This is a genomic window from Streptomyces sp. NPDC088097, assembly GCF_044741845.1.
Lineage (GTDB): Bacteria > Actinomycetota > Actinomycetes > Streptomycetales > Streptomycetaceae > Streptomyces.
The window spans coordinates 374,692-397,520 of sequence record NZ_JBIUTJ010000004.1 but is presented as its reverse complement, the minus strand read 5'-3'; the positions used below and the strand labels follow the sequence as shown (position 1 = coordinate 397,520).

General features: G+C 74.5%; 13 protein-coding genes. 3 read left to right on the top strand and 10 right to left on the bottom strand.

Going from position 1 to position 22,829, the window contains the following annotated elements:
• Positions 1 to 170 precede the first annotated feature (170 nt).
• Entirely contained in the window at positions 171 to 1,232 is a 1,062-nt protein-coding gene (locus ACIOD1_RS15740) for a phosphatidylinositol-specific phospholipase C domain-containing protein (RefSeq protein WP_365616807.1), read from the top strand.
• Positions 1,233 to 1,246: 14 nt separating this feature from the next.
• Here the strand turns inward: ACIOD1_RS15740 and ACIOD1_RS15735 are convergent, their stop codons facing one another.
• From ACIOD1_RS15735 to ACIOD1_RS15695, 9 genes are all read right to left on the bottom strand, one after another.
• Positions 1,247 to 1,975, bottom strand: coding sequence for a 4'-phosphopantetheinyl transferase family protein (locus ACIOD1_RS15735; RefSeq protein WP_401902717.1), 729 nt, complete (start codon positions 1,973 to 1,975; stop codon positions 1,247 to 1,249).
• The gene (locus ACIOD1_RS15730) at positions 1,972 to 3,267 is read right to left on the bottom strand and encodes an MFS transporter (RefSeq protein WP_401902714.1); all 1,296 of its coding nucleotides are present in this window, start codon (positions 3,265 to 3,267) and stop codon (positions 1,972 to 1,974) included. The genes ACIOD1_RS15735 and ACIOD1_RS15730 overlap by 4 nt, the downstream gene beginning before the upstream one ends.
• 152 nt (positions 3,268 to 3,419) lie before the next feature.
• A complete protein-coding gene (locus ACIOD1_RS15725; protein WP_401902711.1) occupies positions 3,420 to 3,740 on the bottom strand; it encodes a hypothetical protein in 321 nt (106 codons plus the stop codon).
• Positions 3,737 to 5,014, bottom strand: coding sequence for a glutamate synthase-related protein (locus tag ACIOD1_RS15720; RefSeq protein WP_365616815.1), 1,278 nt, complete (start codon positions 5,012 to 5,014; stop codon positions 3,737 to 3,739). The genes ACIOD1_RS15725 and ACIOD1_RS15720 overlap by 4 nt, the downstream gene beginning before the upstream one ends.
• Entirely contained in the window at positions 5,011 to 5,994 is a 984-nt protein-coding gene (locus ACIOD1_RS15715) for an asparagine synthetase A (protein WP_365616817.1), read from the bottom strand. Before ACIOD1_RS15715 ends, ACIOD1_RS15720 begins: the two co-directional genes overlap by 4 nt.
• A 104-nt stretch (positions 5,995 to 6,098) precedes the next feature.
• Positions 6,099 to 7,427, bottom strand: a complete 1,329-nt coding sequence (locus ACIOD1_RS15710) for a methylaspartate mutase (RefSeq protein ID WP_401902708.1) — start codon at positions 7,425 to 7,427, stop codon at positions 6,099 to 6,101.
• Positions 7,424 to 7,852 (bottom strand): cobalamin B12-binding domain-containing protein, encoded by a 429-nt coding sequence (locus ACIOD1_RS15705; RefSeq protein WP_401903070.1) that lies wholly within the window; start codon positions 7,850 to 7,852, stop codon positions 7,424 to 7,426. Before ACIOD1_RS15705 ends, ACIOD1_RS15710 begins: the two co-directional genes overlap by 4 nt.
• A 172-nt stretch (positions 7,853 to 8,024) precedes the next feature.
• Positions 8,025 to 8,231, bottom strand: coding sequence for an MbtH family protein (locus tag ACIOD1_RS15700; RefSeq protein WP_365616821.1), 207 nt, complete (start codon positions 8,229 to 8,231; stop codon positions 8,025 to 8,027).
• Positions 8,228 to 15,322 carry an amino acid adenylation domain-containing protein gene (locus tag ACIOD1_RS15695; RefSeq protein WP_401902706.1) on the bottom strand — a complete coding sequence of 2,365 codons (7,095 nt, stop codon included), beginning with the start codon at positions 15,320 to 15,322 and terminating at the stop codon, positions 8,228 to 8,230. Before ACIOD1_RS15695 ends, ACIOD1_RS15700 begins: the two co-directional genes overlap by 4 nt.
• Before the next feature lie 743 nt (positions 15,323 to 16,065).
• On the opposite strand from ACIOD1_RS15695, the gene ACIOD1_RS15690 reads away from it, so the two are divergent.
• Together ACIOD1_RS15690 and ACIOD1_RS15685 are read left to right on the top strand one after the other, a co-directional pair.
• On the top strand, positions 16,066 to 16,539 hold the full coding sequence (locus tag ACIOD1_RS15690) for a nuclear transport factor 2 family protein (protein WP_401902704.1): 474 nt from the start codon (positions 16,066 to 16,068) through the stop codon (positions 16,537 to 16,539).
• 26 nt (positions 16,540 to 16,565) lie between these two features.
• Positions 16,566 to 17,102, top strand: coding sequence for a TetR/AcrR family transcriptional regulator (locus ACIOD1_RS15685; RefSeq protein WP_365616825.1), 537 nt, complete (start codon positions 16,566 to 16,568; stop codon positions 17,100 to 17,102).
• A 415-nt stretch (positions 17,103 to 17,517) separates the two neighbouring features.
• Here the strand turns inward: ACIOD1_RS15685 and ACIOD1_RS15680 are convergent, their stop codons facing one another.
• A complete protein-coding gene (locus ACIOD1_RS15680) occupies positions 17,518 to 22,818 on the bottom strand; it encodes a condensation domain-containing protein (protein ID WP_401902702.1) in 5,301 nt (1,766 codons plus the stop codon).
• Positions 22,819 to 22,829 lie beyond the last annotated feature (11 nt).

Genomic DNA, 22,829 nt, shown 5'->3' with positions numbered 1-22,829 from the left:
ATTCCGAGGCGCCACCCCGGCCCCCGCCCCCGGCCCCCGGCGCCCCATCGACCCGGACCGGCGGTATCAGGCCACGCTGCCCGCCGGTCATCCGGAGTCCTTTCCGAGTCCATCCAACTCCCTTAGTCTCGCGGCGATTTGAATGCCACGAGCCAATGGGAGTCGGACGCATGAGCACGCGACACCGGACGATGGGCGCGGCGGTCGCCGCCCTGACCGCCCTCACCCTGGCCCTCACCCTGGGCACGGCCCCCGCGGGCGCGACGGGCCCGGCCGCCGGCGCGGCGGACCTGCCGTACGCGGGTTCCACCGGGGTGGGGGTGCACAACGCCTACGAGAAGGCCAAGTTCCCCTACTTCGCCGACGCCCTGGACTCCGGCGCGGCCATGCTCGAACTCGACGTGTGGACCAACTTCTTCGGCAGCTCCTGGCGGGTCGCCCACGACAACCCCTTCGGCAACAACAGCAACTGCGAGAACGCCACGAGCCCCGCGCAATTGCGGACCAAGTCCCGCGACCAGAACCTCGCGGGCTGCCTCTCCGACATCCGCAGCTGGCACGACGCCCACCCGGGACACCGCCCGATCGTCCTCAAGATGGAGCTCAAGGACGGCTTCGCCGCCAACCTCGGACGCGGCCCCGCCGAGCTCGACGCCCTGCTGGACTCCAAGCTCGGCGACGCCCTCTACCGGCCCGGGCAACTGGCCGCCGGTCACCCCGACCTGGACGCGGCCGCCCGCGCCGGGGCCTGGCCGGCCCGCTCCGCGATGGCCGGGAAGTTCCTCGTCGAGCTGATCCCCGGCACGCTGGAGGAGGGCAACGCGGCCGACAAGCTGTGGACCGACCGGGAGTACGCCGAACACCTGCGCTCCCTGGCCGCCTCGGGGCGCCTCGACCGGGCCGCGGCCTTCCCCGCCGTGCACCGCGCCGAGGCCGGCGACCCGCGCGCCCGTTACGCGGACGCCTCCCTGCGGCCCTGGTTCGTGGTCTTCGACGGGGACGCGAGCGCCTACGCCTCCGGCTCCATCGACACGGCCTGGTACGACCGCAACCACTACCTCCTGATCGCCACCGACGCCCACGGCGTCGCCCCCGCCATCGACTCCGTCCACCCCACCGAGGAGCAGGCGCGGGCCCGCCTCGCCCTGATGGCCTCCCACCACGCCTCGATCGCCTCCTCGGACTGGTACCCGCTCCCGGCGGTCCTCGCCTCGGTCCTCCCGCGCGGCTGAGCGCGCCGACGGCGTCAGCCCGTCCGCAGGGCCACCGCCGCGCAGTGCCCCCGCGGAGCCCGGACGTCCGAGACCTTCCAGTCCGGGGGATCGCTCGGGCGGGGACCCGACCCCACGTAGTCGGCGGCCGGGTCCCCCGAGAGGCCGACGCCCAGCCCCTTGAGGTAGGCCTCCTTGCGGGTCCACACCCGGGTGAAGGCCAAGGGTCGTTCGACGGCCGGGAGCAGGGCGATCTCGGCCGCCTCCCCCGGGTGCAGGACGTCGGCGGTGTCGGCGATCACGTCCGGCCGGATCAGCTCCTCCACGTCCGCCCCGACCGGGGCCGTCGCGAAGGCCAGCAGGCTGATCCCGGTGCAGTGCGAGAGCGAGAAGTGCAGGGCCCCGCCCGGCAGTACGGGGCGCCCGTGCGGTTCCTCGCAGTGCGAGCACGGAGCCCGCTCGACGACCACCTCGCGCGGGGCCGTCCCCAGGTAGGCCCCGAGCAGTCGGCGCAGGGCCACGTGGGCGCAGACGTAGCTGTCCCGGTCGGCGGCGAGGGCGAACTCCGCCGCGCGCACCAGCTCCTGGGCGTCCAGCGTGCCCGGCGCGTGCCGGGCCGCCTGCACCCGGTGCGCGGTGGTGTCCACCAGCCACAGCTCCGGACCGGCGCCCAGCGGGAGGACCAGGGTCGGCGCGGCCTGTGGGTCCAGCTCCCGCGGCAGGAGCAGCCCTTCGGCGAGCAGGCCCACCCCGGCCCCGCTCACACCGCGGCCGGGACGGGCGACTCCGTCACGGCCGGCTCCACGGCGTCGACCCGCTCCGGCTGGCGCAGGGCCATGACCGCGGCGACCGGGGAGACGAAGGCGATGGCCCCGCACAGGAGCCAGGTGGTCTGGATGCCGAGGACCAGGGAGAGGGAGCTGAAGACGGCGATCGACAGGGGCGCCGTACCGATCCCGGCGAGCGACAGCGTGGACATCGCCGCGCCCATCCGGTCCTCGGGGGCCGACTGCTGGTAGAGGGTCACGATGGCCGGGCCGTTGAGGCCCGACAGCAGTCCGACGCCGGCCGCGACGACGGTGAGCGAGGTCACCGAGGGCATCAGCGCCATCACCAGGATCCCGGCGGCCAGGCCGATGCCGGTCACGACGAGGCGTACGAACATCGGGATGCGGTGCGCGAGGGCCGCGCCCACCGCGCTGGAGCCGAGCGCGCCCACGCTGAAGGCGGCGAGCACGATGCCCACCGCGCTCACACCCCAGCCGCGTTCGGAGACCAGGAGGGGCAGGGCGACCTCGGCGGGCCAGCTGAAGGCCAGGTCCAGGCAGAGCGCGGCGATGAACATCCAGCGCAGCCGCGGGTTCTGGGCCAGTAGGCGGAAGCCGTCACCGGAGCGCTTGACGAGGGAGACGCCGGGCTCGGGCTCGGGCCGGACGAACCCGTGGGTGACGTGCAGCAGGCAGCCGAACCAGAGGGCGCCGCTCACCGCGCCGACGACGAGGGCCACCCACAGTTCGCCGACGGTGATCAGGAAGGCGCCGGCCGGGGCGCCGAGGATCGGGGCCACCCGCAGGACCATCGCGTAGAGGGAGTTGGCGCGGGCCAGTTGCTCCCCCCGGGCGAACATGGGCAGGAGCACCCCGGAGGCCGGGCCGGCCAGGCCGAGCAGGATCCCCTCGATCAGGGCGATCACCACCAGCGGCCACAGGGAGTGGGCGCCCGCGGTGACCACGGCTCCGACGGTGAGCAGGACGACCCGGGCGGCGGTGGTGCGCAGCAGGACGAAGCGGGGCCCGAGGGTGTCGGCGACGGCCCCGCCGAAGATCAGCATCAGGGCCCGGGGGACGGTCGCGGCCAGCATGAGGACGGTCACGGCGCGGGTTCCGCCGAGTTCGACGGCGGTCCAGTTCATGGCGATGAGCAGGGCGAAGCTGCCGAGTTGGACGGCGGCCTGCCCGCCCACGAGGGAGCCGACGCGGCCCCACTGCACGCGGGTCGCCGGGGAGGGACGTACGGGTGCGTCGGGTACGGGGGAGTCTTGCGCGGGGGTGTCCATGGCGGACCTTCTCTGTCGGTCGGGGGTGACGGGCGGGTTCGTGCGCGGGGCGGGCCGGCGGGCGCCCGGCCTCGGATCGCCCGGCCTCGGAGCGCCGGGCCTCGGAGTGCCGGGTCTCGGGGTGCTCGGTCCGGGTGCTCGGTCGTGGGTGCTCAGTCGTGGGGGCGGGCCGCCAGGGCGGCGGTCACGGCCCGGCGGGCGGCGTGCGCGAGGCGCGGGCCCCGGGGTGCGGGGCCGTACGTACGCAGGTCCAGGTGCCCGCCCAGGTGGCCGAGGCCGGCTTCGGCCAGGGCCCGGGCGGCGGCGGCCCCGGCGGCCCGGCCGGCCGGCCCGGGGGGAGCGGTGACCCCGGGCAGTTCGCCGAACCGGAAGCGGGCCCGGACCAGCCCGCCGACGCGGGGCCCGCGGGCGGCCCGGACGGGGTGCGCGGCGCCGGCGGGCCGGGCCGGGCGCGCCGGGCGGCGCGGGGTCACGACCGCTCCCCGACGGGCACGGGAGCGGCGGCCGGGGCGCCGCCCGGCGACCAGAGGTCCTCGGAGTCCAGGTCGCCGGGCCGGTACTTGCCGACCGCGCTGACCAGCAGCCGCACCTCCAGGGCCAGGGCCTCCACCAGCCGTACGAGGCCCTCCGCGGGATCCTCGTCGACGGCGAGCAGCGCGGCCCGGCCCAGGCCCACCGCGGTCGCGCCCAGGGCGAGGGCGCGTACGGCGCGGCCCCCCTCCCACATCCGGCCCGAGGCGAGCAGGTTCCCCGCCGGCCGCCCGATGCGGATCAGGCACTCCCCGAGCGGGAGCCCGGCCTGCTCCAGGAACACCCGGGGTGCCCAGCCGGTGCCGCCCTCGGCGCCGTCCACCGTGACGGCGTCCGCGCCGGCCGCCCAGGCGGTGGCGGCGGCCCGCGCGATGTCCCGGCCCGGGTGGAACTTCACCCAGGTGCGGGCCAGCGGGAAGTTGTTCCGCATGAAACGCAGCTGCTGGCGGACGATCTCCTCGGTGAAGGTCCCGGGGGTGGCGCAGCGCAGCAGCCGCCCGTCGGGGTCGCCCAGGAGGTCCCGGACGGCGAACTGCGCGCCGAGGCGTTCGGCCTCCGCCGCGCCGACCACCGTCATCCCGCCGAGGCCGGGCTTGGCGCCCTGCCCCACCTTCAGCTCGAAGCCGAGCCGGCCGGAGTCCCTCAGGGCGCGGCTGCCCGGGTCGCTGTAGAGGAGGTTCCACACCTCGGAGTCGGCGTCCTCGGTGGACTGTTGCACCACCACCCCGCCGACCCCCGGGTCGAGGGCATCTGCGTACGCCGCCACCCGCTCCAGGAGGGCGGAGCTGCCGCCGTAGCCGTGGACCGGGACCATGTTCTCCCCGATCACCATCGGGACGCCGAGCCGGGCCGCCTGCCGGGCCGCGGCCACGCCGAGGTCGCCGTTGCCCGCCCGGGTGGAGCCGAACGCCGAGAGGTAGAGCGGGAGGCGGGCGTCGAAGCCGCCGACCGAGGTGCGCAGGTCCACGTCCTCGTAGGAGGGCTCCCGGCCCAGGTCGATCAGCTTCTCCAGCCGCCTGGGCATGAACACCGGCGGCGTGAGGCGCAGTTCGTCCAGGGAGTCCCCGGGCCGTGCCGGTGGGGCATCCGCCCCGAACAGGCGGGACCCGTACTCCCCGGCCGGCGGGAACACCTCGGCCGTCCCGGCCCGCGCGCGGGCCCGTACGGCCCCCTCGGGGAAACCGGGAGCGCCCAGGGCATCGGTGGAGGCGCTCACGGGGCGATCACCCCCGGCAGCTTCGGGTAGGCGCTGACCTGCCACAGGGCGTCGAGTCCGGTCAGGAAGCGGACCAGGCGCTGGAGGCCCATCCCGAAGCCGGCGCTCGGCTCGATGCCCTCGCGGGCCAGCTCCAGGTACCAGGCGTACTTGGCGGGGTTCTCCCCGCTCTCGCGCATCCGGGTCACGATCGTGGCGTAGTCGTTCTCCCGCTCGCTGCCGCTGACCAGTTCGCCGTAGCCGCCGTGCACCAAAAGGTCGAAGTTGCGCAGTACGCCGGGGTGTTCGGGATCCTCGCGGTCGTAGAACCCGCGCGAGCCCTTCGGATAGTCGTCGACGAAGAACGGTCGGTCGGCCTCCAGGGAGAGCACCTTCTCGCCCTCCCAGTCGATCTCCGCGTCCGGGCTCTGCGGGTGGCCGCGTCCGATGAGTCGGGCCACTGCCTCCTCGTGGGTCAGGCGGTCGAACTTGCCCTGCCGCAGTTCGGCGAAGTCCAGCTCCTCGCGCCCCAGTTCGCGCAGGATCTCCGGGACGGTCGTCCACACGTGCTCGACCACGTGCGTCAGCAGCCCGGCCGCGATCTCCTGCGCGTCACGCCGGGTGCCGCCGGCCAGCTCGACGTCGATCTGGTGGAACTCCACCAGGTGCCGGCCGGTGCCCGCCGTCTCCGGCGGCTCCACCCGGACGTTCGGGGCGATGTAGAACAGCCGGGGAAAGCCCTTGAGGGAGGCCTGCTTGTAGAGGATCGCGCTGGTCATCAGCTTGTAAGGCTGTCCGTAGTAGTCCACGTCCAGCGCCTTCGCACCCCGGCCGCCCGGATCCGTCACCGGTCCGACCAGCGGGGGCAGCAGCTCCACGAAGTCCTCGCCGCGCAGGAACTCCCGCGCGGCGTGGAGGGCTTCCTGTTGGACGAGCATCGCGGAGCGCAGCTGCGCCGAGCGCAGGTGCTCACCGAGCGGCGGAGGGGTTCGAAGCTCCATGTCGACTCCTGGGTCGGGTGGGGTCCGGGTGGACGGGGGAACGGGACGAAGGCGCAAGGTCTGAAGGGGAGGTGAGGGCGTTCGCGCGCGGGGCGCGCGGGCGTTCAGGTGCGGGGCTCGGGTCCGTCGAAGCGGCGGGCCACCGAGCCCAGGGCCACGAGCAGCCCGTCGGCGGTCATCGGTGGGCGCGCGGGCGTCCGCCGGCGGGGCCGGTGCGGGCTCACCGGCATCGAGCCGGTCGTGGACCAGCGCAGCCGACCCTCCGCGTCGAGGAAGCTGCGCGAGCGGCCCGCGTTGTCCGGGTGCAGGCAGAAGGGGACGTCCAGTACCCCGCGCGCGAACGCGGTGCGCAGGGCCCGGCCGAGGTCCTCGCCCAGCTCCAATACGGCCTCCACGAAGGCGCGGGCCTCCCCGTACACCTCGCTGTCCTCGCCGTCGGCCGCTGCCGCGGCGTGCGGCGCCTCGGTCAGCGCGGCCGTGGCCGCCGCCGTCTCCAGGGCCCGTACGTTCTCCGCCACGGTCGGGATCCGGTGCGCCTCCGCGGCCGTCTTCACGATCAGCCGCTCGGCCCCGGCCCGTACGGCCAACCGCGCCGAGGCCTCCAGCAGACGGGTCGCGCCGGGCGCGGTGCGGGGGAAGACGCCCATGTAGGTGTAGAGCACGACGTGCCGGTCCACATCGGCCGGCAGGAACTCGGCGGCCAGCCGGCGCAGGGCCCGTAACGCATCCTCGTCCTGCGCCGGATCGGTCTGCTGCGCGTAGCTGAGGGACACGCTGCGCAGCCCGTGCCGGACGAAGAACATGCCCTCCAGCAGGCTCAGCGCCACCAGCAGCCCGGGCGGGCAGAGTTGGCCGAGCATGCAGCCGCCGAAGCTCTCCAGGTGCGGCACCCGGGGGGCGGGCACCAGGGAGGCCAGCAGTTCGCAGCAGCGGGCCCAGTTCTCCACGGACTCCGCGAGCGGGGTGCGCCCGTACGGCAGGCAGTACGAGACCGGTCCGCCCTCGGTGGCGTCCAGTCCGGCGGCGGCCAGCGCCCGGACGATGCCCTCGGGGCGGGAGGAGCCGTGACGGACCTGGACGGGGAAGGTGGGGTCCAGCACCCCGTCCAGCACGGACCGGGTGAGGTCGGTGGGGTGCGTCGCGATCGGGTAGCCGTTGAGCGGGGTCCCCTCGGCGACGGCGGCGCGGGCCGCGGCGTGGTCGCCGACCCGGGTGTAGCTGTCGATGGTGAGGGTGCCGACCGTGGTGGCGACCGCGGCCCGGGTGCGCTCCAGGCCGTCCCGCATCCGGCGGGGGTCGCCGAAGCCCATGCGGGGCTGGACGACCAGCTGTCCGGCGGCGGCCGCCCGGGCGACGAAGCCCCCGAAGGAGATGTCGGGGCCGGCCGGCCCCCGGACCGCTCCGGGGGCCAGGAGGGTGGCGCCGCCGCTCATGCCACGGCCTGCACGGCGCCGTCGGCGCGGGCGTGGGCGAGGGCGCGGAGGTAGTCCCGCAGGGCGTTGACGTCCCCGTCGTCGAAGACGGCGTCGCACCCCGCATCGAGGAGCCGGGCCCGGCGCTCGGGGTCGGCGACCCCGGCGACACCCAGCTTGCCGCCGATGACGACGGGCACGGTCGGTTCCGCCCGGCGGACGGCGCGCACGGCGCCGAGGCCGTCGCGGTAGCCGTGGCCGTTGACGCTGCTGATGACCACCAGGTCGGGCGCGGGGCCGGCGGCGCAGGCCCCGGTCAGCAGGTCGTCCGTGACACAGGGGCCGAGATTGCGGACCCGGTGCCCCAGTTCCTCCAGGAAGAGCTGGAGGTACACCAGGTTCCAGGTGTGGGAATCCGATGCCGTTCCGCTCAGCAGGATGTCCATATTCCGTCGTCGCATAAGAGGAATATAGGAACTCGAACGCCGAGGAAGGGGAAGTTGGGGCGGCAGTATCGGCGAAGCCGACGCGGAAATGGCGGCGTGCGAGCCCCGACGCGGAAATGCCGTGCCCCATGGCGGGGCACGGCATTTCACGGTGACGGGGCGGTCGGCGTTTTCAGGCGTACTGGGCCACCAGGCTCTTGGGGCGGATGTCGGTCCAGTTCCGCTCCACGTAGGCAAGCGCGTCGGCCCGCGAACCCTCGCCCCACACGACCTCCCAACCACCCGGGACCTGGGCGAACACGGGCCACAGGGCGTGCTGTCCCTCGGCGTTGACCACCACGTGGAAGGTGCCTTCGGTGTCGTCGAAAGGATTGGTCATGACAGACTCCTCAATTTCTCGGAAAGAATGCGGCCGATCAGTGCGAGTGGTGCCGGTTCGCCCATTCTGGTGTGCGGAACCCCGATGACATGGTTTTCCACGGGGCCCTCGACATACGGGATCCAGTGGGGGGCGAGGGTGTTCTCCGTTTCCCCGTCCTCCAGGGCCGCCAGGAACAACATGTCGGTGGCGACCGGGCGCGGGGCGTACAGGTTCATGATTTCGGCGTGGTTGATGGAGGCGCCGATCACCGAGCGGATCTCCCCGTCGGAGAAGGCGCCGAGCACCGGGTCCTTGAGCCGGACCAGCCCGATCAGGGCGTCCACGTCGAAGGGGGCGTCCTCCGGCTCGTCCGAGGCGTCCCCGACGAGCATGTCCCGCTTCTGCGCCGGGGTCATCCGGCGCCGCTCGGGCTCCGTCGGCAGCAGGTGGACGTCCATCATGGCGAGGAGGTCGGTGCGCTCGCCCAGCTCCGCCAGGCGGACGGCGAGCGCGTGGGCGACCGTACCGCCGAAGGACCAGCCGAGGAAGCGGTACGGGCCGTGCGGCTGGACCTCGCGGATCAGCGGGAGGTAGTCCTCGACCATCTCCTCCACCGAGGCGGGCGAGTGGCCCAGCTCGCTGAGCGCCCGCGCCTGGATGGCGTACAGCGGCTGGTCCGGGCCCAGGTGCCGGGCCAGGCCGGCGTACGGCCAGCCCACCCCCGTCCCCGGGTGGATGGCGAACAACGGCCGCTCAGCGCCACGGGGGTTGAGGGGCAGCACCACGCCCATCGGGTCGAAGCCGCTCGGCTCGTCGCCCAACAGCCCGGCCACGGTCGGCGTGCGGAACAGGTCACGCACCCCGCACTCCAGCCCGAGCACCGTCCGCATCCGACTCACCAGACGCACGCCCAGCAGCGAATGGCCGCCCAGGGCGAAGAAGTTGTCGTCGATGCCGACGCCCTCCACCCCGAGGATCTCGGCGAACAGCCCGCACAGCACCTCCTCGCGCGGGGTGCGCGCGGCCCGCCCCGCGGCGCGCGGGGCCGCGGCCGGGGCCGGGAGCGCCTTGCGGTCCGGCTTGCCGTTGACCGTGAGCGGGATCGCGTCGAGCAGGACCGCTGCCGAGGGCACCATGTGCTCGGGGAGCTCCCCGGCGGCCCAGCGCAGCAGCCCGTCCTCGGTGAGGGAGTGCCCGGCGCGCGGGACGGCGTACGCGACCAGGCGCTTGCCGCCCGGGCCTTCCTCGAAGACCACCACCGCGACCTGTCCGACCCCGGGGTGCCGGGCCAGGGTCTCCTCGATCTCCCCGGGCTCGATGCGGAAGCCGCGCAGCTTGATCTGGCCGTCCGCCCGCCCCACGAAGCGCAGTTCGCCCTCGGCCGTCCAGTGCACCACGTCCCCGGTGCGGTACATCCGGCCCCCGTCGGCGGCGAACGGATCGGCCACGAACCGCTCCGCCGTCAGCCCGGGGCGCCCCAGGTAGCCGCGCGCCACCTGCGTCCCGGCCAGGTACATCTCCCCGGCGACCCCGGCCGGGACCGGCCGCAGCCGCTCGTCCAGGACGTGGACCCGGGTGTTGTCGAGGGCCGCGCCCAGGTAGACGCCCCGTACGACCCGCTGGTCGAGCCCGAAGCGCTGCCGGTGCGAGGCGAAGGTGGTCTCGGTGGGCCCGTACGAGTGGACCAGCACCGTGTCGGGGCAGTGGTCCAGGACCCGCTGGAGGGCGCTCGGGGAGGCCACGTCCCCGCCCGTCCACACCTCGTCGAGGAGCTTGAGGGTGTCCAGGCCCTCGTCGGCCATGATGTGGAAGAGCCCCATCGTGAAGTAGGCGGCGCTGACCCGGTGCGTGCGGATGGTGTGGTCCAGCTCCGCCACGTCCGTGCCGTCACCGGGGGCGATCACCAACTGGCCGCCGTTCAGCAGCGGCACCCACAGCTCGTAGGTGGAGGCGTCGAAGCCGATCGCCGAATGGACCAGCATCCGACGGTGGTGGGCCAGGTCCCAGCAGCGGTCGGTGACCAGCTCCACCACGTTGCGGTGGGTGACCCCCACCCCCTTCGGGCGGCCCGTGGAGCCGGACGTGAACATCACGTACATCAGGGCGTCCTCGCCGGCGGCGGACTCTGGAGCGGTCCGCGGGAAGCCGCTCACCGGCGTGTCCACCGACAGCACCCGTACGCCCGCGTCCAGTTGACGGCGCACCTGCGGCAGGCCGGCGTGCTCCTCCCGGACCAGGAGCACCCGGGCCTCCACGTCCTCCATGATCATGTCCACCCGCGCCTGCGGCAGCCGGGGATCCAACGGCACGTACGCCGCGCCGCACTTGAGCACCGCCAACGCCGCCACCAACAGGTACGGCGTGCGCTCCAACAACAGCCCCACCGCCTGGTCCCGACCCACGCCGGCCTCGACGAGCCGGTGCGCCAACACGTTGGCCCGCTCCTCCAACTCGGCGTAGCTCAGGCGCTCCTCCTCGAAGGAGACCGCGACCCGGTCCGGGGTGCGCCGCGCCTGCTCCGCGAACCGCTCGTGGACCAGCCCGCAGGCCGCCGACGGGACGGCCGTGTCGTTGTACCGCGCCAACCGCAGCTCCTCCTCGGGCGACAGCAGCTCCACGTCCCCGATCCGCTGCTCCGGGTCCTCGGCGACCGCCGAGAGGGTGCGCGCCACGTGCCCGGCGACCAAGGCCGCCGTGGGCCCGTCGTACAGGTCCGTGGCGTACTCCAGCACCCCCTCCAACCCGGCCGGAGCGCCGGCCGCGTCCCGGGTCTCCCGCAGGGACAGGGTCAGGTCGAACTTGGTGAACCCCGAGTCGGAGCCCAACGGGGTCCCGGCCAGCGCCGCGCCCTCCGGGACGACCGGCTCGGCCGGCGCCACCTGCACGACCACCTGGACGAGCGGGTGGTGGGCCGTCGAGCGCACCGGGTTCAGCTGCTCGACGACCAGGTCGAAGGGCAGCTCCTGGTGGGCGTACGCGGCCAGGCCCGTGTCCCGGACCCGGTCCAGAAGCTCGGAGAAGCGCGGGTCGCCGGAGGTGTCGCACCGCAGCGCCAGGGTGTTGACGAAGAACCCGACCAGCCCGTCGAGGGCCTCGTCGTCCCGCCCGGCGACCACCGTGCCCAGCGGCAGGTCCGTGCCCGCGCCGTGCCGGGTGAGGGTGGCGGCCAAGGCCGCCTGGACCACCGTGAACAGAGTGGTTCCGTGGTCCAGGGCGAGACGCTCCAGCCGGGCGTGTACGGAGGCGTCCAGCGAGAGGGGGGTCGCCGCGCCCCGGTGGGAGGCCTCGGCGGGCCGGGTCCGGGCCGAGGTCAGCTCCAGCACGGGCGGCGCGTCCGCGAGGGTCCGCTCCCAGAAGGCCAGGTGGGCGGCGGCGGTCTCGCCCTCCAGGGCGGCCCGCTCCCACAGGGTGTAGTCGGTGTACTGCACCGGCAGCGGCTCCCAGTCGGGACCGCGCCCGGCCGACCGGGCCTCGTACGCCGTGGCCAGGTCCGCGAGGAGCGGGCCGGCGGACCAACCGTCCGCGGCGATGTGGTGCACCAGCACCACCAGCACCTGCGAGCCGGCCGAGTCGATCAGCGAGGCCCGGAAGGGGAGTTCGGCCGCCAGGTCGAAGACGTGCCCGCAGGCCGCGTCGATCGCCGCCGCCTCCTGACCCTCCGCGGCGGTCACCAGGTCCAAGGCGGGCCGGGCGTCCGCGCACACCCGCTGGTACGGCTGCCCCTCCACCGCCGGGTACACGGTCCGCAGCACCTCGTGCCGCTCCGCGACGTCCGCCAGGGCGGCGGCCAGCGCGGCCGGCTCCAGCGGTCGGTCCGGGCGCAGCGCGAAGGGGATGTTGTACGAGCGTCCCGGGCCCTCCAGCTGGTCCACGAACCACAGCCGGCGCTGCGCGTACGACAACGGCACCCGCTCCGGTCGTTCGCCGTCCGGTACGGGGACCAGCGCGGGCCGGCCCGCGGGCGCGCTCTCCCGCGCCAGGCGCACGGCCAGGGCGGCGGGGGTCGGCGCGAGGAACAGGTCTCGGATCCGGGCCTCCAGGCCGAGGACGGCCCGGATGCGGTTCACCAGGCGCACCCCCATCATCGAATGGCCGCCCACGGAGAAGAAGTTGTCCTCCCGGCCGACCGGCGCGCCGATCCCGATCACCTCTGCGAACAGGGCCCGCAGCACCTCCTCGACGTCCGCCCCGCGACCCGCGTCCGCGGCGGGGACGGCCGCCTCGGCGGCCCGCTGTGCCGCCTGCCGGGTCAAGGCCCCGGCGAGGCGGGCCCGGCGCTCCGCCACCGCCCGGGACTCCTCCCCGGTGAGCAGCGACCGCTCGGAGCCGGGGGCGGCCGAGGTCGGGGCGGCAGGATCCTCGGCGGCCCGCGCGAGGGCCCGTACGAACAGGTCCAGGAGCAGCCGGGCGGTGTCGGCGTCGAACAGGTCCGCCGCGTACTGCCACCACACCTCCAGGCCGCCGTCGTCAGGCAGGGCCACGCAGGAGGCGCTCAGGTCGAACTTGGCTGCCTCCAGGCCGGGTTCGACGAACCGGCCGGCGAGCGGACCCGTGACGGTCTGGTTGTCCCCCTCCTGCTCCTGTGCGGTCAGCATCACCTGGAAGAACGGGTTGACGGCCAGGGCCCGTTCGGGGCGCAGGTGCTCGACGAGCAGGTCGAACGGCAGCTCCTGGTGGGCGTAGGCGGCCAGGTCCGCGTCGCGGGCCCGGTCGATCAGCTCCGCGTACGAGGCCCCGCCCGACACGTCGGTGCGCAGCACCAGGGTGTTGACGAAGAAGCCGATCAGATCGTCCAAGGCCTCGTCGCCGCGCCCCGCCACCGGGGTGCCGATCGCGATGTCCGTCCCCGCGCCGACGGCGGCCAGGGCGAGCGCCAGGGCGGGCTGGAGCGCCATCAGCAGGCTCGCGCCCCGCTCCCGGGCGAGCGCGGTCAGCCGCCGGGTCGACGTCGCGTCCAGCCGGGCGACGAGGGTGGCGCCCTCCCCGCTGGGTTCGGCGGGCCGGGGCCGGTCGGCGGGCAGGTCCAACACCGTCGGCATGCCGTCCAGGGCGCCGCGCCAGTGGGCGAGCAACTCGGTCGGGTCGTCGAGGAGTTCGCGCTGCCACAGGGTGTAGTCGGCGTACTGGATCGGCAGCGGCTCCGCCTGCGGCTCCCGCCCGTCCAGCCGGGCGGCGTAGGCCGCGCCGAGATCGCGCAGCAGCGGGCCGACCGACCAGCCGTCGGTGGCGATGTGGTGGGTCAGCAGGACCAGGGTCGCGGAACCGTCACCGGGCAGCAGGAGGGAGGCCCGTAGCGGGAGTTGGTCGGAGAGGTCGAAGGTCCCGGCGGTCAGGGCGGCCACCCGCGCGGCCAGCTCCTCCGGCGGGCATTCGTACACGGGCAGGGGGACCGGCGGGGCGGCCAGGACGTGCTGGTAGGGCTCGGAGTCCACCGCCGGGTACACGGTGCGCAGCACCTCGTGCCGCTCCACCAGGTCGGCGAGGGCGAGCGCGAGGGCGGCCCGGTCCGGGACGGAGTCCAGGCGGAGCACGAGGGGGAGGTTGTAGGTGGTCGAGGGGCCCTCCAGGCCGGCCAGGAACCACAGGCGCCGCTGCGCGTAGGACAGCGGCACCCGGTCCTCGGCGGGCAGGACCGGGCCGTCGAAGACGCGGTACGGGTCGGGCGCCGCGCCGTCCGCGCGCAGCGCCTTGCGGTCGATCTTCCCGGAGGAGGTGCGGGGCAGTGCGGGCAGGAGGGTGAAGGAGGAGGGCACGGCCGCCGCCGGAAGCCGGGTACGGACCCGCTCGCGCAGCTCCGCCGCGTCCACGCCCTCGTCGGCGGCCACGAAGGCGGCCAGCCGGCGGACCCCGTCCGCCGCCTCCAGGGCCACCACGGCGGCCTCGCGCACCCCCGGGTGTCCGGTGAGCACCGACTCCACGGAAGCCGGGTCCACCCGGTGCCCGTTGATCTTCACCTCGTCGTCGGCCCGCCCCTGGAAGCCCAGTTGACCGTCCGGTCGTACGTGGACCAGGTCGCCGGTGCGGTACGCGCGCTCGCCGCCCAGGGTGGTGAAGCGGGCGCCGGTCAGCTCGGGCCGCCCGAGGTAGCCCTCGGCGAGGGCCCCGCCGAGCAGCCACAGCTCCCCGTCGACCACGGCGGCCCGTACGCCCGGCAGCGGCAGGCCGATCGGGACCGGGCCGCCCGTGTACCGGGACAGGTCGGCCACGGTGGCCACGACGGTGGCCTCGGTGGGCCCGTACGTGTTCAGCAGCCGGACCCGCTCCGGGTCCACCGCCCGGCACCACCGCCCGACCCGCTCGGGCAGCGCCGCCTCGCCGCCGATGACCACCGTCCGCAGGGTGGGCGGCAGTTCGGCGACGCCGGTGGACAGGGCGTGGGCCAGCTCGTGCCAGTACGCGGTCGGCAGGTCCAGGACCGTGATCCCGTGGGCGGCGCAGCCGGCCAGCAGCCCGGGGACGTCCAGCATGTCCTCGTCGCGCAGGACCAGGGTGGCCCCCGCGCCCAGGGTCAGGAAGATCTCCTCCACGCTCGCGTCGAAGTGCAGCGGGGCGAACTGGAGGACCCGGTCCTCGGCGGTGATCCCGTAGCGCTCGCTCGCCCCGGCCGTGAAGTGGGCCAGCGCCGGGTGCCCGACGACCACGCCGTTCGGCGTACCCGTGGAGCCGGACGTGTAGATGACGTACGCCGCCCCCTCGGGGACACCCGCACCGGGCAGGGCGAACTCGCCCTCACCCAGGTCGAGGTCACGGCCCGCGCAGTCCGTCAGGATCGCCGCGGTACGAGCGGCGGGCGCGGCAGGGTCCAGGGGCAGGTAGGCCGCCCCGGTCCGCAGGGCCGCGAGCACACCGACCACGGCGTCGATCCCGCGCGGCCGGCACACCGCGACCAGCCGGCCCGGCCCCGCACCCTCGGCCGCGAGGGCGTCGGCGCGCAGGGCCACCGCGAGCGCCAACTGCCCGTAGGTCATGCGACGCTCACCGTGCACCAGAGCGAGCCGCCCGGGCCCGGCGGCCACCTGGACGTCGATCCGGTCGAGCACCCCGGGGGCCGGGGCGCTCGCCGGGCCGCCGTCCAGGACGGCGCGGGCGGTGGGGGCGGTCGAGGGCATCGCGGGGCCTCCAGGCGAGGGGGGTGGGAACGGACCGCAGTCCGTGCCCCCAAGCTAGGCACCCGCCCCCTCCCCGGCGGGCAGTCCCTCCGGCAGCTAAGGGCCACGAGGACTGCCGGAGGGACTGCCGCCACCGGGGGCGGGGCGGGGCGGGGTCGGGGGGAACCTCGGCGGGGTGCGTGCGGGGCGGGCTCTCGGAAGGTTTGGGGGTTTCCCGCCAGTCCACTGTCCTTCCGTGCCGGTCCGGTCCCTCAAGGGCGCTCACTGCGTTCGCGTCGCTACGCGATTTCGCTGCGCTCCACCCTTGACCGACCGGCCCGTCCCGGAATGCCAAAGACTGTCGGGAAGCCCCCAAAAGAACGGGCTGGTCTGTAGTGACGAGGAGCGGCCCCGTCATGAGCAGAGGGACGGGCGCTTCGGCGACCAGACGGGCATCCGGGTCCCTCGCAGAACCTTTCAGGACGGTGGAGACGGCCCACGCGGCATGTCGCGACCCCTCCCACTCGGCTCAGCTCGGCCCGGACGGACCTCGGAGATCACCGCCTGCCGTCACGACCAGCTCACGCAGAACTCGCGGGCGGCCGGGCGCGGAACCATCGCCGACCCGGGAGTCGTCGGACTCTTTTCCGGACGCCATCCCGTACGTGAACCGGACCGGAATCCAACGGAGTTACCTCTGTTCGACTATCCGCAACGGCTGCCGTCCGGTAAGTTATAGGTCTACCGCTAACGTAGGAGCGGACATGACAGTCAAGGAAGGCGACGCCGCCCGCCGCGCCACGGCACAGCACACCGTGGCCGAGCACCTGCGCCTCACCGCCGCCGGACGGACCGACGAATGGGTGAAGCTGTTCGCCACGGACGCGGTGCTGGAGTTCCCGTACGCGCCGGCGGGCGTGCCGCAGCGGGTAATGGGGCGAGACGCACTGGTGGCGCACATGAGCAAATTCCCCGAGACCTTCGACGTGGAGTTCGTCGACCTGGTGTTCCACGAGACGGTCGATCCGAGTCTGGTGATCGCCGAGTTCCGCTCGACGGGCACGGCGCTGTCGACCGGCAAGCCGTACGAGCAGACGTGCGTCTCCGTCGTCCGGACCGATGACGACGCGCGCATCACCCACTACCTGGACTACTGGAACCCGCTGGTGGCGATCGAGGCGCTGACACCCCACGACGTGCCGTCCGACCCTGACCGCAGCGTGACTTTTGGAGGCTGAGGGGGGCGCCTGTTTAACTGATTTCCATGCCCGCCGCCGGTACCAGCAAGAAGAGTGACGAACGACGTCGGACCCTCATGGCCGCCGCGGTCGATTGCTTCGCGCAAAAAGGTTTCTACGGTACGACGACGCACGAGATCGCAGACTGGGTCGGCATCTCTCAGCCGTATCTCTATCGCTTGTACCCGAACAAGGAAGCCCTCTTCGCGGCGGTGGTCGACCACGTGTCCGTCGTCATGACCGAAACGCTTGTCGCTCACTCGCCGACGTCCGGCGGGGCCGAGGCGGCGCTGGATGCGGCGCGCGGCGCCTACGCCGCGCTCGTCGCGGACCGGAACGTCCTGCGTTTCCTCATGCACGCGAACTGTGCCGTCGGCGAGCCGCTAGTGGCAGAGGCCGTGCGCCGGTGCTACGCCAAGCAGGTTGACACCGTTCGGCAGGTGCTGGGCGACGACGACGCCGTGCGGCGCTGGTTCGGCGCCGGAATGCTCGACAACGTGGTCACGGTGCTGGGTCTGGCCGACATCGATGAGCCGTGGGCACACGTCCTCACCGCTCGATGACCCGACTTCGGCCGGAAGTCTGTAGCGATCCGTTCCGCCCGTGGTCCCGTCCACCGTCCTGATCAACCGCAGGTGTGGAGAAGTCCGAGCCGAGTCCTGAAAGGTTCTGCGAGGGACCCGAATGCCCGGCAGGCTCGCCGAAGCGCCCGCCCCGCGGCCCCTGAGAGAGCCGCTCCTCGTCACTTCAGACCAGCCCGTTCTTTTGGGGGCTTCCCGACAGTCTTTGGCATTCCGGGACGGGCCGGTCGGTCAAGGGTGGCCGAAGGCCATCGCGTAGCGACGCGACCGCAGGGAGCGCCCTTGAGGGACCGGACCGGCACGGAAGGACAGTGGACTGGCGGGAAACCCCCAAACGTTCCGAGAGACCGCCCCGCACAGGCCCCGCCGAGGTTCCCCCCGACCCCGCCCGCCCCCCCTACGGCTGCCGTACGCGGGCTCCCGCGTGGGTGCGGCGGCGGAGGGGCGGAGGTGGGGTCGGGGGGGTTGGGGGAGCCGAGGAGAGGAGGGCCGCCAGTCTGGCCGGGGTCGGGTGGCGGAAGACCTCGCGGAGGGTCAGTTCCCGGCCCAGCTCCGCTCGTACCCGGTTCACCAGGCGTACCGCGAGCAGCGAATGCCCGCCCGACTTGAAGAAGTTGTCGTCCGGGCCGAGCTGACCCCGCTCCAACACCTCCCCGAACAACCGCAGCAGGGCCTCGTCCAGGGCCCGCCCGGCCGCCTTCGCATCCTTCGCAGCCTCCGCGGCTGCCGTCGCGGACGTCGCTGCCGCCGGGGCCGTAGGTGGCGTGGCGGGCGACGGCAGGAGGATCGTCGCCGGTACCGCGTACTCCGGCAGTCGGTCCGCCGCCCAGGCCTGGAGCTCCGCCTCGGTCACGGGGGCGCCCAGCGGGACGGCCTCCGCCACCAGGCGGCCCTGCGTCACCCGGGTCCGGGCCGACGCGACGCCCGGGTGGGCGGCGAGGACGGAATCGACCCGCTCCAGGTCGATCCGGTACCCCCCGGCCGTCGGCCGCTCAGGGCGCCGGTCGAGCGGGGCCGGCAGGTCGGTGACCCGCTGCCCCGGGTCGGCCGCGAACCGGTCCAGCGCCGCCACGAGCAACGAGGTCAGTCGGCCCGCGCCCGAGGGCCCGTAGAGGTCGGTGGCGTACTCCAGCACTCCCGCCAGGCCGCCCTCCGCCCGCTCCGTCAGGGCGAAGGTGAGGTCGGACTTCGCCGATCCGGCCGCGAAGGCCTGCTCGGTGCCGGCCAGTGGACCCCCCGGGGCCGCGGTCGGCGCCGGGTTCACCTGGAGCATCACCTGCACGAGGGGGTCGTGGGCGGAGGAGCGGTGCGGGTTGAGCGCCTCCACCAGGAGGTCGAAGGGGAGGTCCTGGTGCGCGTACGCGGCCAGGTCCGCCTCCCGCACCCGGTCGAGCAGCTCCTCGAACGTCGGATCACCACCCGTGTTGGTCCGCAGGACCAGGGTGTTCACGAAGAAGCCCACGAGTTCGGCCAGGGCGTCGTCGCCGCGCCCCGCGACCGTGGTCCCGATGGCCAGGTCGGTGCCCGCGCCGGCCCGGGTCAGGGCCGCCGCGAGCGCCGCCTGCACCACCATGAACAGGGTGGCGCCCCGGGCGTGCGCGATCCGGGTCAGCGCGCGGTGCGTGTCCGGGGCCACCTCGAAGGCGGTGACGGCGCCACGGCCCGAGGGCACGGGCGGCCGGTGCCGCTCGGTCGGCAGGTCGATCAGGGGAGCCATCCCGGTCAGCGCCCCGCGCCAGTGGTCGAGCAACTCCCGCGAATCGTCAAGGAGTCCGCGCTGCCACCGCGTGTAGTCCGCGTACTGCGCCGGCAACGGCTCCCAGTCGGGGGCCGATCCCGCGCACCGGGCCCCGTACGCGGCGGACAGGTCCGCCAGCAGGGGTCCCGTCGACCAGCCGTCGGCGGCGATGTGGTGCAGCAGCAGGACCAGCGTCTGCGGCCCCTCACCCTCGGGCAGGAACAGCCAGGCCCGCAGCGGCAGGTCCCGCGTCAGGTCGAAGACCTCGCCCGCGGCCTCGTCCACCGCCGCCGCCACGTCGGTCGGCCACCCCAGCTCCAGCCGGGGCCGCGCCTGGGGCAGGACCCGCTGGTACGGCTCCCCGCCCTCGGCGCCGTACACCGTGCGCAGCACCTCGTGCCGTCCGGCCACGTCCGCCAGGGCCCCGGCCAGCGCCGCCGGGTCCAGGGGCTGCTCCAGCCGGCGCACCAGCGCGATGTTGTACGTGGCGGAGGGCCCCTCCAGCTGGTCCAGGAACCACAGTCGGCGCTGCGCGTACGACAGGGGCAGCCGCTCCGGGCGGTCCGCCGGCGCCACCGCCACCAGCGGGGGCCGGACCGGGCCGGCTCCGTCCGCCGTGCCCAGACGGCGGTGCAGGGCGGCCGCCGTGGGGGCCAGGAACAGGTCGCGGATGCCGGCCTCCACGCCGAGGACGGCCCGGATCCGGTTGACGAGCCGGCTCGCGAGCAGCGAATGCCCGCCCGACTTGAAGAAGTTGGCGTCCGCCGCCAGCCGCTCCCGGCCCAGCACCTCGGCGAACAGTCCGCAGAGGATCTCCTCGCGCGGGGAGAGCGCGGCTCCCGTCCGGGCCGGAGCCGGGGTCGGGGCCGAGGCGAGGTCGAGGGCCTCCCGTCGGGACCGGCGCTCCGCCAGCTCCCGGACCTCGGGTTCGCGCAGCAACCCGAGGTCGGCGAGGGGGAGTTCGGGCGAGGTGGCGAAGGCGCGCAGTGCCCGGACGTAGACCTCCAGGAGCAGCCGAGCCGTCTCCTCGTCGAAGAGGTCGGTGGCGTACTGCACGTGCACGTCGAGCCCGCCGGGGGCGCCGTCCGCCGTGTGCCGCTCCGCGCAGTGGAAGGACAGGTCGAACTTGGCGGCGCCCAGGTCGGTGCTGCCGGCCCGGCCGGTGAGCGCGCCGAGGCGGATCCGGTCGTCGGCCGCCTCCCGCACGGTCAGCATCACCTGGAAGAACGGATGCTCGCCCAAGGTCCGCCCCGGCTCCCCGAGTTCCTCCACGAGCAGGTCGAACGGCAGGTCCTGGTAGTCGAAGGCGGCCAGGTCGGTGTCGCGCAGTCGCTCCACGAGTGCGCCCGCCGTCGGGTTGCCCGACAGGTCCGCCCTCAACACCAGGGAGTTGACGAAGCAGCCCACGAGTTCGTGGAGGGCCTGGTCGCCGCGGCCCGCGACCGGTGTGCCGATGGCCAGGTCCTCGCCGGCGCCCACGGCGGACAGGGTCGCGGCCAAGGCCGCCCGCACCACCATGAACAGGCTCGCCCGGCGCTCCCGCGCCACGGCGGAAAGGGCCCGGTGGGCGTCCGCGTCCAACGCGGCCGACACCGTCGCGCCCCGGCCCGAGGGCTCCGTCGGACGGGGCCGGTCGGCGGGCAGTGCCGTACGGGAGGGCAGCCCCTCCAGGGCGGTCCGCCAGTGGCCCAGCAGGGCTTCGGGGTCAGCGAGCAGCGCGTGCTGCCACAGCGCGTAGTCGGCGTACTGCACCGGCAGCGGGGTCCAGGAGGGGGCCCGACCCGCGCACCGGGCCTCGTACGCCTCGCCCAGGTCTCGCAGCAGCGGGGCCAGGGACCAGCCGTCGGTGGTGATGTGGTGGAGCAGCAGCACCAGCACCGAGGTCCCGTCGCCGGGCAGGAACAGCCGTGCCCGCAGCGGGAGTCGGCCGTCCAGGTCGAAGGGGTCCCGGCCGAAGGAGTCGACGAGGCCCTCCAGTTGTCCGGGCGCGCAGTGCACCGGCTCGCACAGGTCCGCGGGGACGGTGGTGAGGATCCGCTGGTACGGCTCCCCGCCCTCGGACCCGTACGCGGTGCGCAGCACCTCGTGCCGCTCCAGTACGTCACCCAGCGCCGCCGAGAGCGCCGCCCGGTCGGGGACCGCGTCCAGGCGCAGTACCAGCGGGGCGTTGTAGGCGGCCGAGGGGCCCTCGATCCGGCCCAGCAGCCACAGGGCCCGTTGCGCCGCGGACAGCGGCAGCCGCGGGGGTCGTTCGGCGGCCGGTACGGAGACCAGTGCGGGCCGCGCGGCGGCGGCCGGGCCCGCCGCGGCGAGCCGGCGGTGCAGGGCGGCCGGGGTGGGGGCGAGGAACAGGTCCCGGATGCCCAGCTCCAGGCCGAGCGCGCCCCGGATCCGGTTGACGAGCTTGCTCGCGAGCAGCGAATGGCCGCCGCTGCGGAAGAAATTGGCGTCGGCGTCGAGCGCGTCCCGGCCGAGGACCTCGGCGAACAGCCCGCACAGGATCTCCTCGCGCGGGGAGAGCACGTCGCGCCGTACGGGGGCCTCGGGGACCCGCGCCGAGGACGGGGTCGGGGTGGCGGCGGCCCGCAGGTCGGCCAGGGCCTTCGCCGCGCCGGAGGGGAGCGGGGTCAGGGCGGAGAGGCGACCCGTCGGGTCGGCGGCGAAGCCCTCCAGGGTCCGGACGAAGGTGTCCAGCAGCAGCCGGGCCGTGCCCTCCTCGAAGAGGTCCCGCGCGTACTGGAGGGAGATGTCCATGCCGTCCGGCCGGCCGTCGGCGGAGAGTCGCTGCGCGCAGTACCAGGTCAGGTCGAACTTGGCGGCGTCCAGGTCGACGTCGACGGGGCGGGCGGTGATCCCGCCGCCCAGCTCCACGCCGACCGGGGCCCCGGCGTCGCCGGCGTCCACGGTCAACATGGTCTGGAAGAAGGGGTGGTGGCCCAGGGCCCGCTCGGGGCTGAGCCGCTCCACCAGCAGGTCGAAGGGCAACTCCTGGTGTTCGTAGGCGACCAGGTCCGCGTCCCGCACCCGGCCGAGCAGTTCCCCGACGGTCGGGTCGCCCGACAGGTCGGTGCGCAGGGCGAGGGAGTTCACGAAGAACCCCACGAGGTCGTACAGGTCCTCGTCGGGGCGCCCCGCGACCGGGGCGCCGATCACCACGTCCTCCCCGGCCCCGGCCGCCGCCAGGGCCGCCGCGAGGGCCGCCCGGGCGGCCATGGTGAGGCTGGCCCCGTGGGCGCGGGCCAGCGTGAGCAGCCCGCCGTGCGAGGCGGCGTCCAGCCGGGCGGTCACGGCGCCGCCGCGCCCCGAGGGCTCGGCGGGCCGGGGCCGGTCGGTCGGCAGGTCCAGCACCGTCGGGGCGCCGTCCAGGGCCGTGCGCCAGTACGCCACCTGTTCGGCGGCCAGGCTGTCCGGATCGGCGGGGTCCCCGAGTAGCTCGTGCTGCCACTGGCTGTAGTCGGTGTACTGGACGGGCAGCGGTTCCCAGCCGGGCTCGCGCCCGGCCAGGCGGGCCGTGTAAGCCCGGGCGAGGTCGCGCAGGAGGGGGCGTACGGACCAGCCGTCGGTGGCCACGTGGTGGATCAGCAGCACCAGCGTCGGGGCCTGCCCGTCCGGGAGGAACAGCCGGGCCCGCAGCGGTGGTTCGGCGGTGATGTCGAAGGGGCGCCGGATGTACTCGGCGACCGCCGTGTCCCGTCGGCCCGGCGCGCACTCCTCGGCGGTGAGCGGGGGGACGGCCGTCGTGGCCAGCACCTGCTGGCGGGGCTCCGCGTCGTCCCCGGCCGGCAGGACGGTGCGCAGTACCTCGTGCCGCTCCACGACGTCGGCCAGCGCGAGGGCGAGGGCCCCGGCGTCGGGCTCGGCGTCCAGGTGCAGGACCACCGGGGCGTTGTAGGTGGCGGAGGGGCCGTGCAGCCGGGCCAGGAACCACAGCCGGCGCTGGGCGTACGACAACGGGATCACGGGGGAGTCCT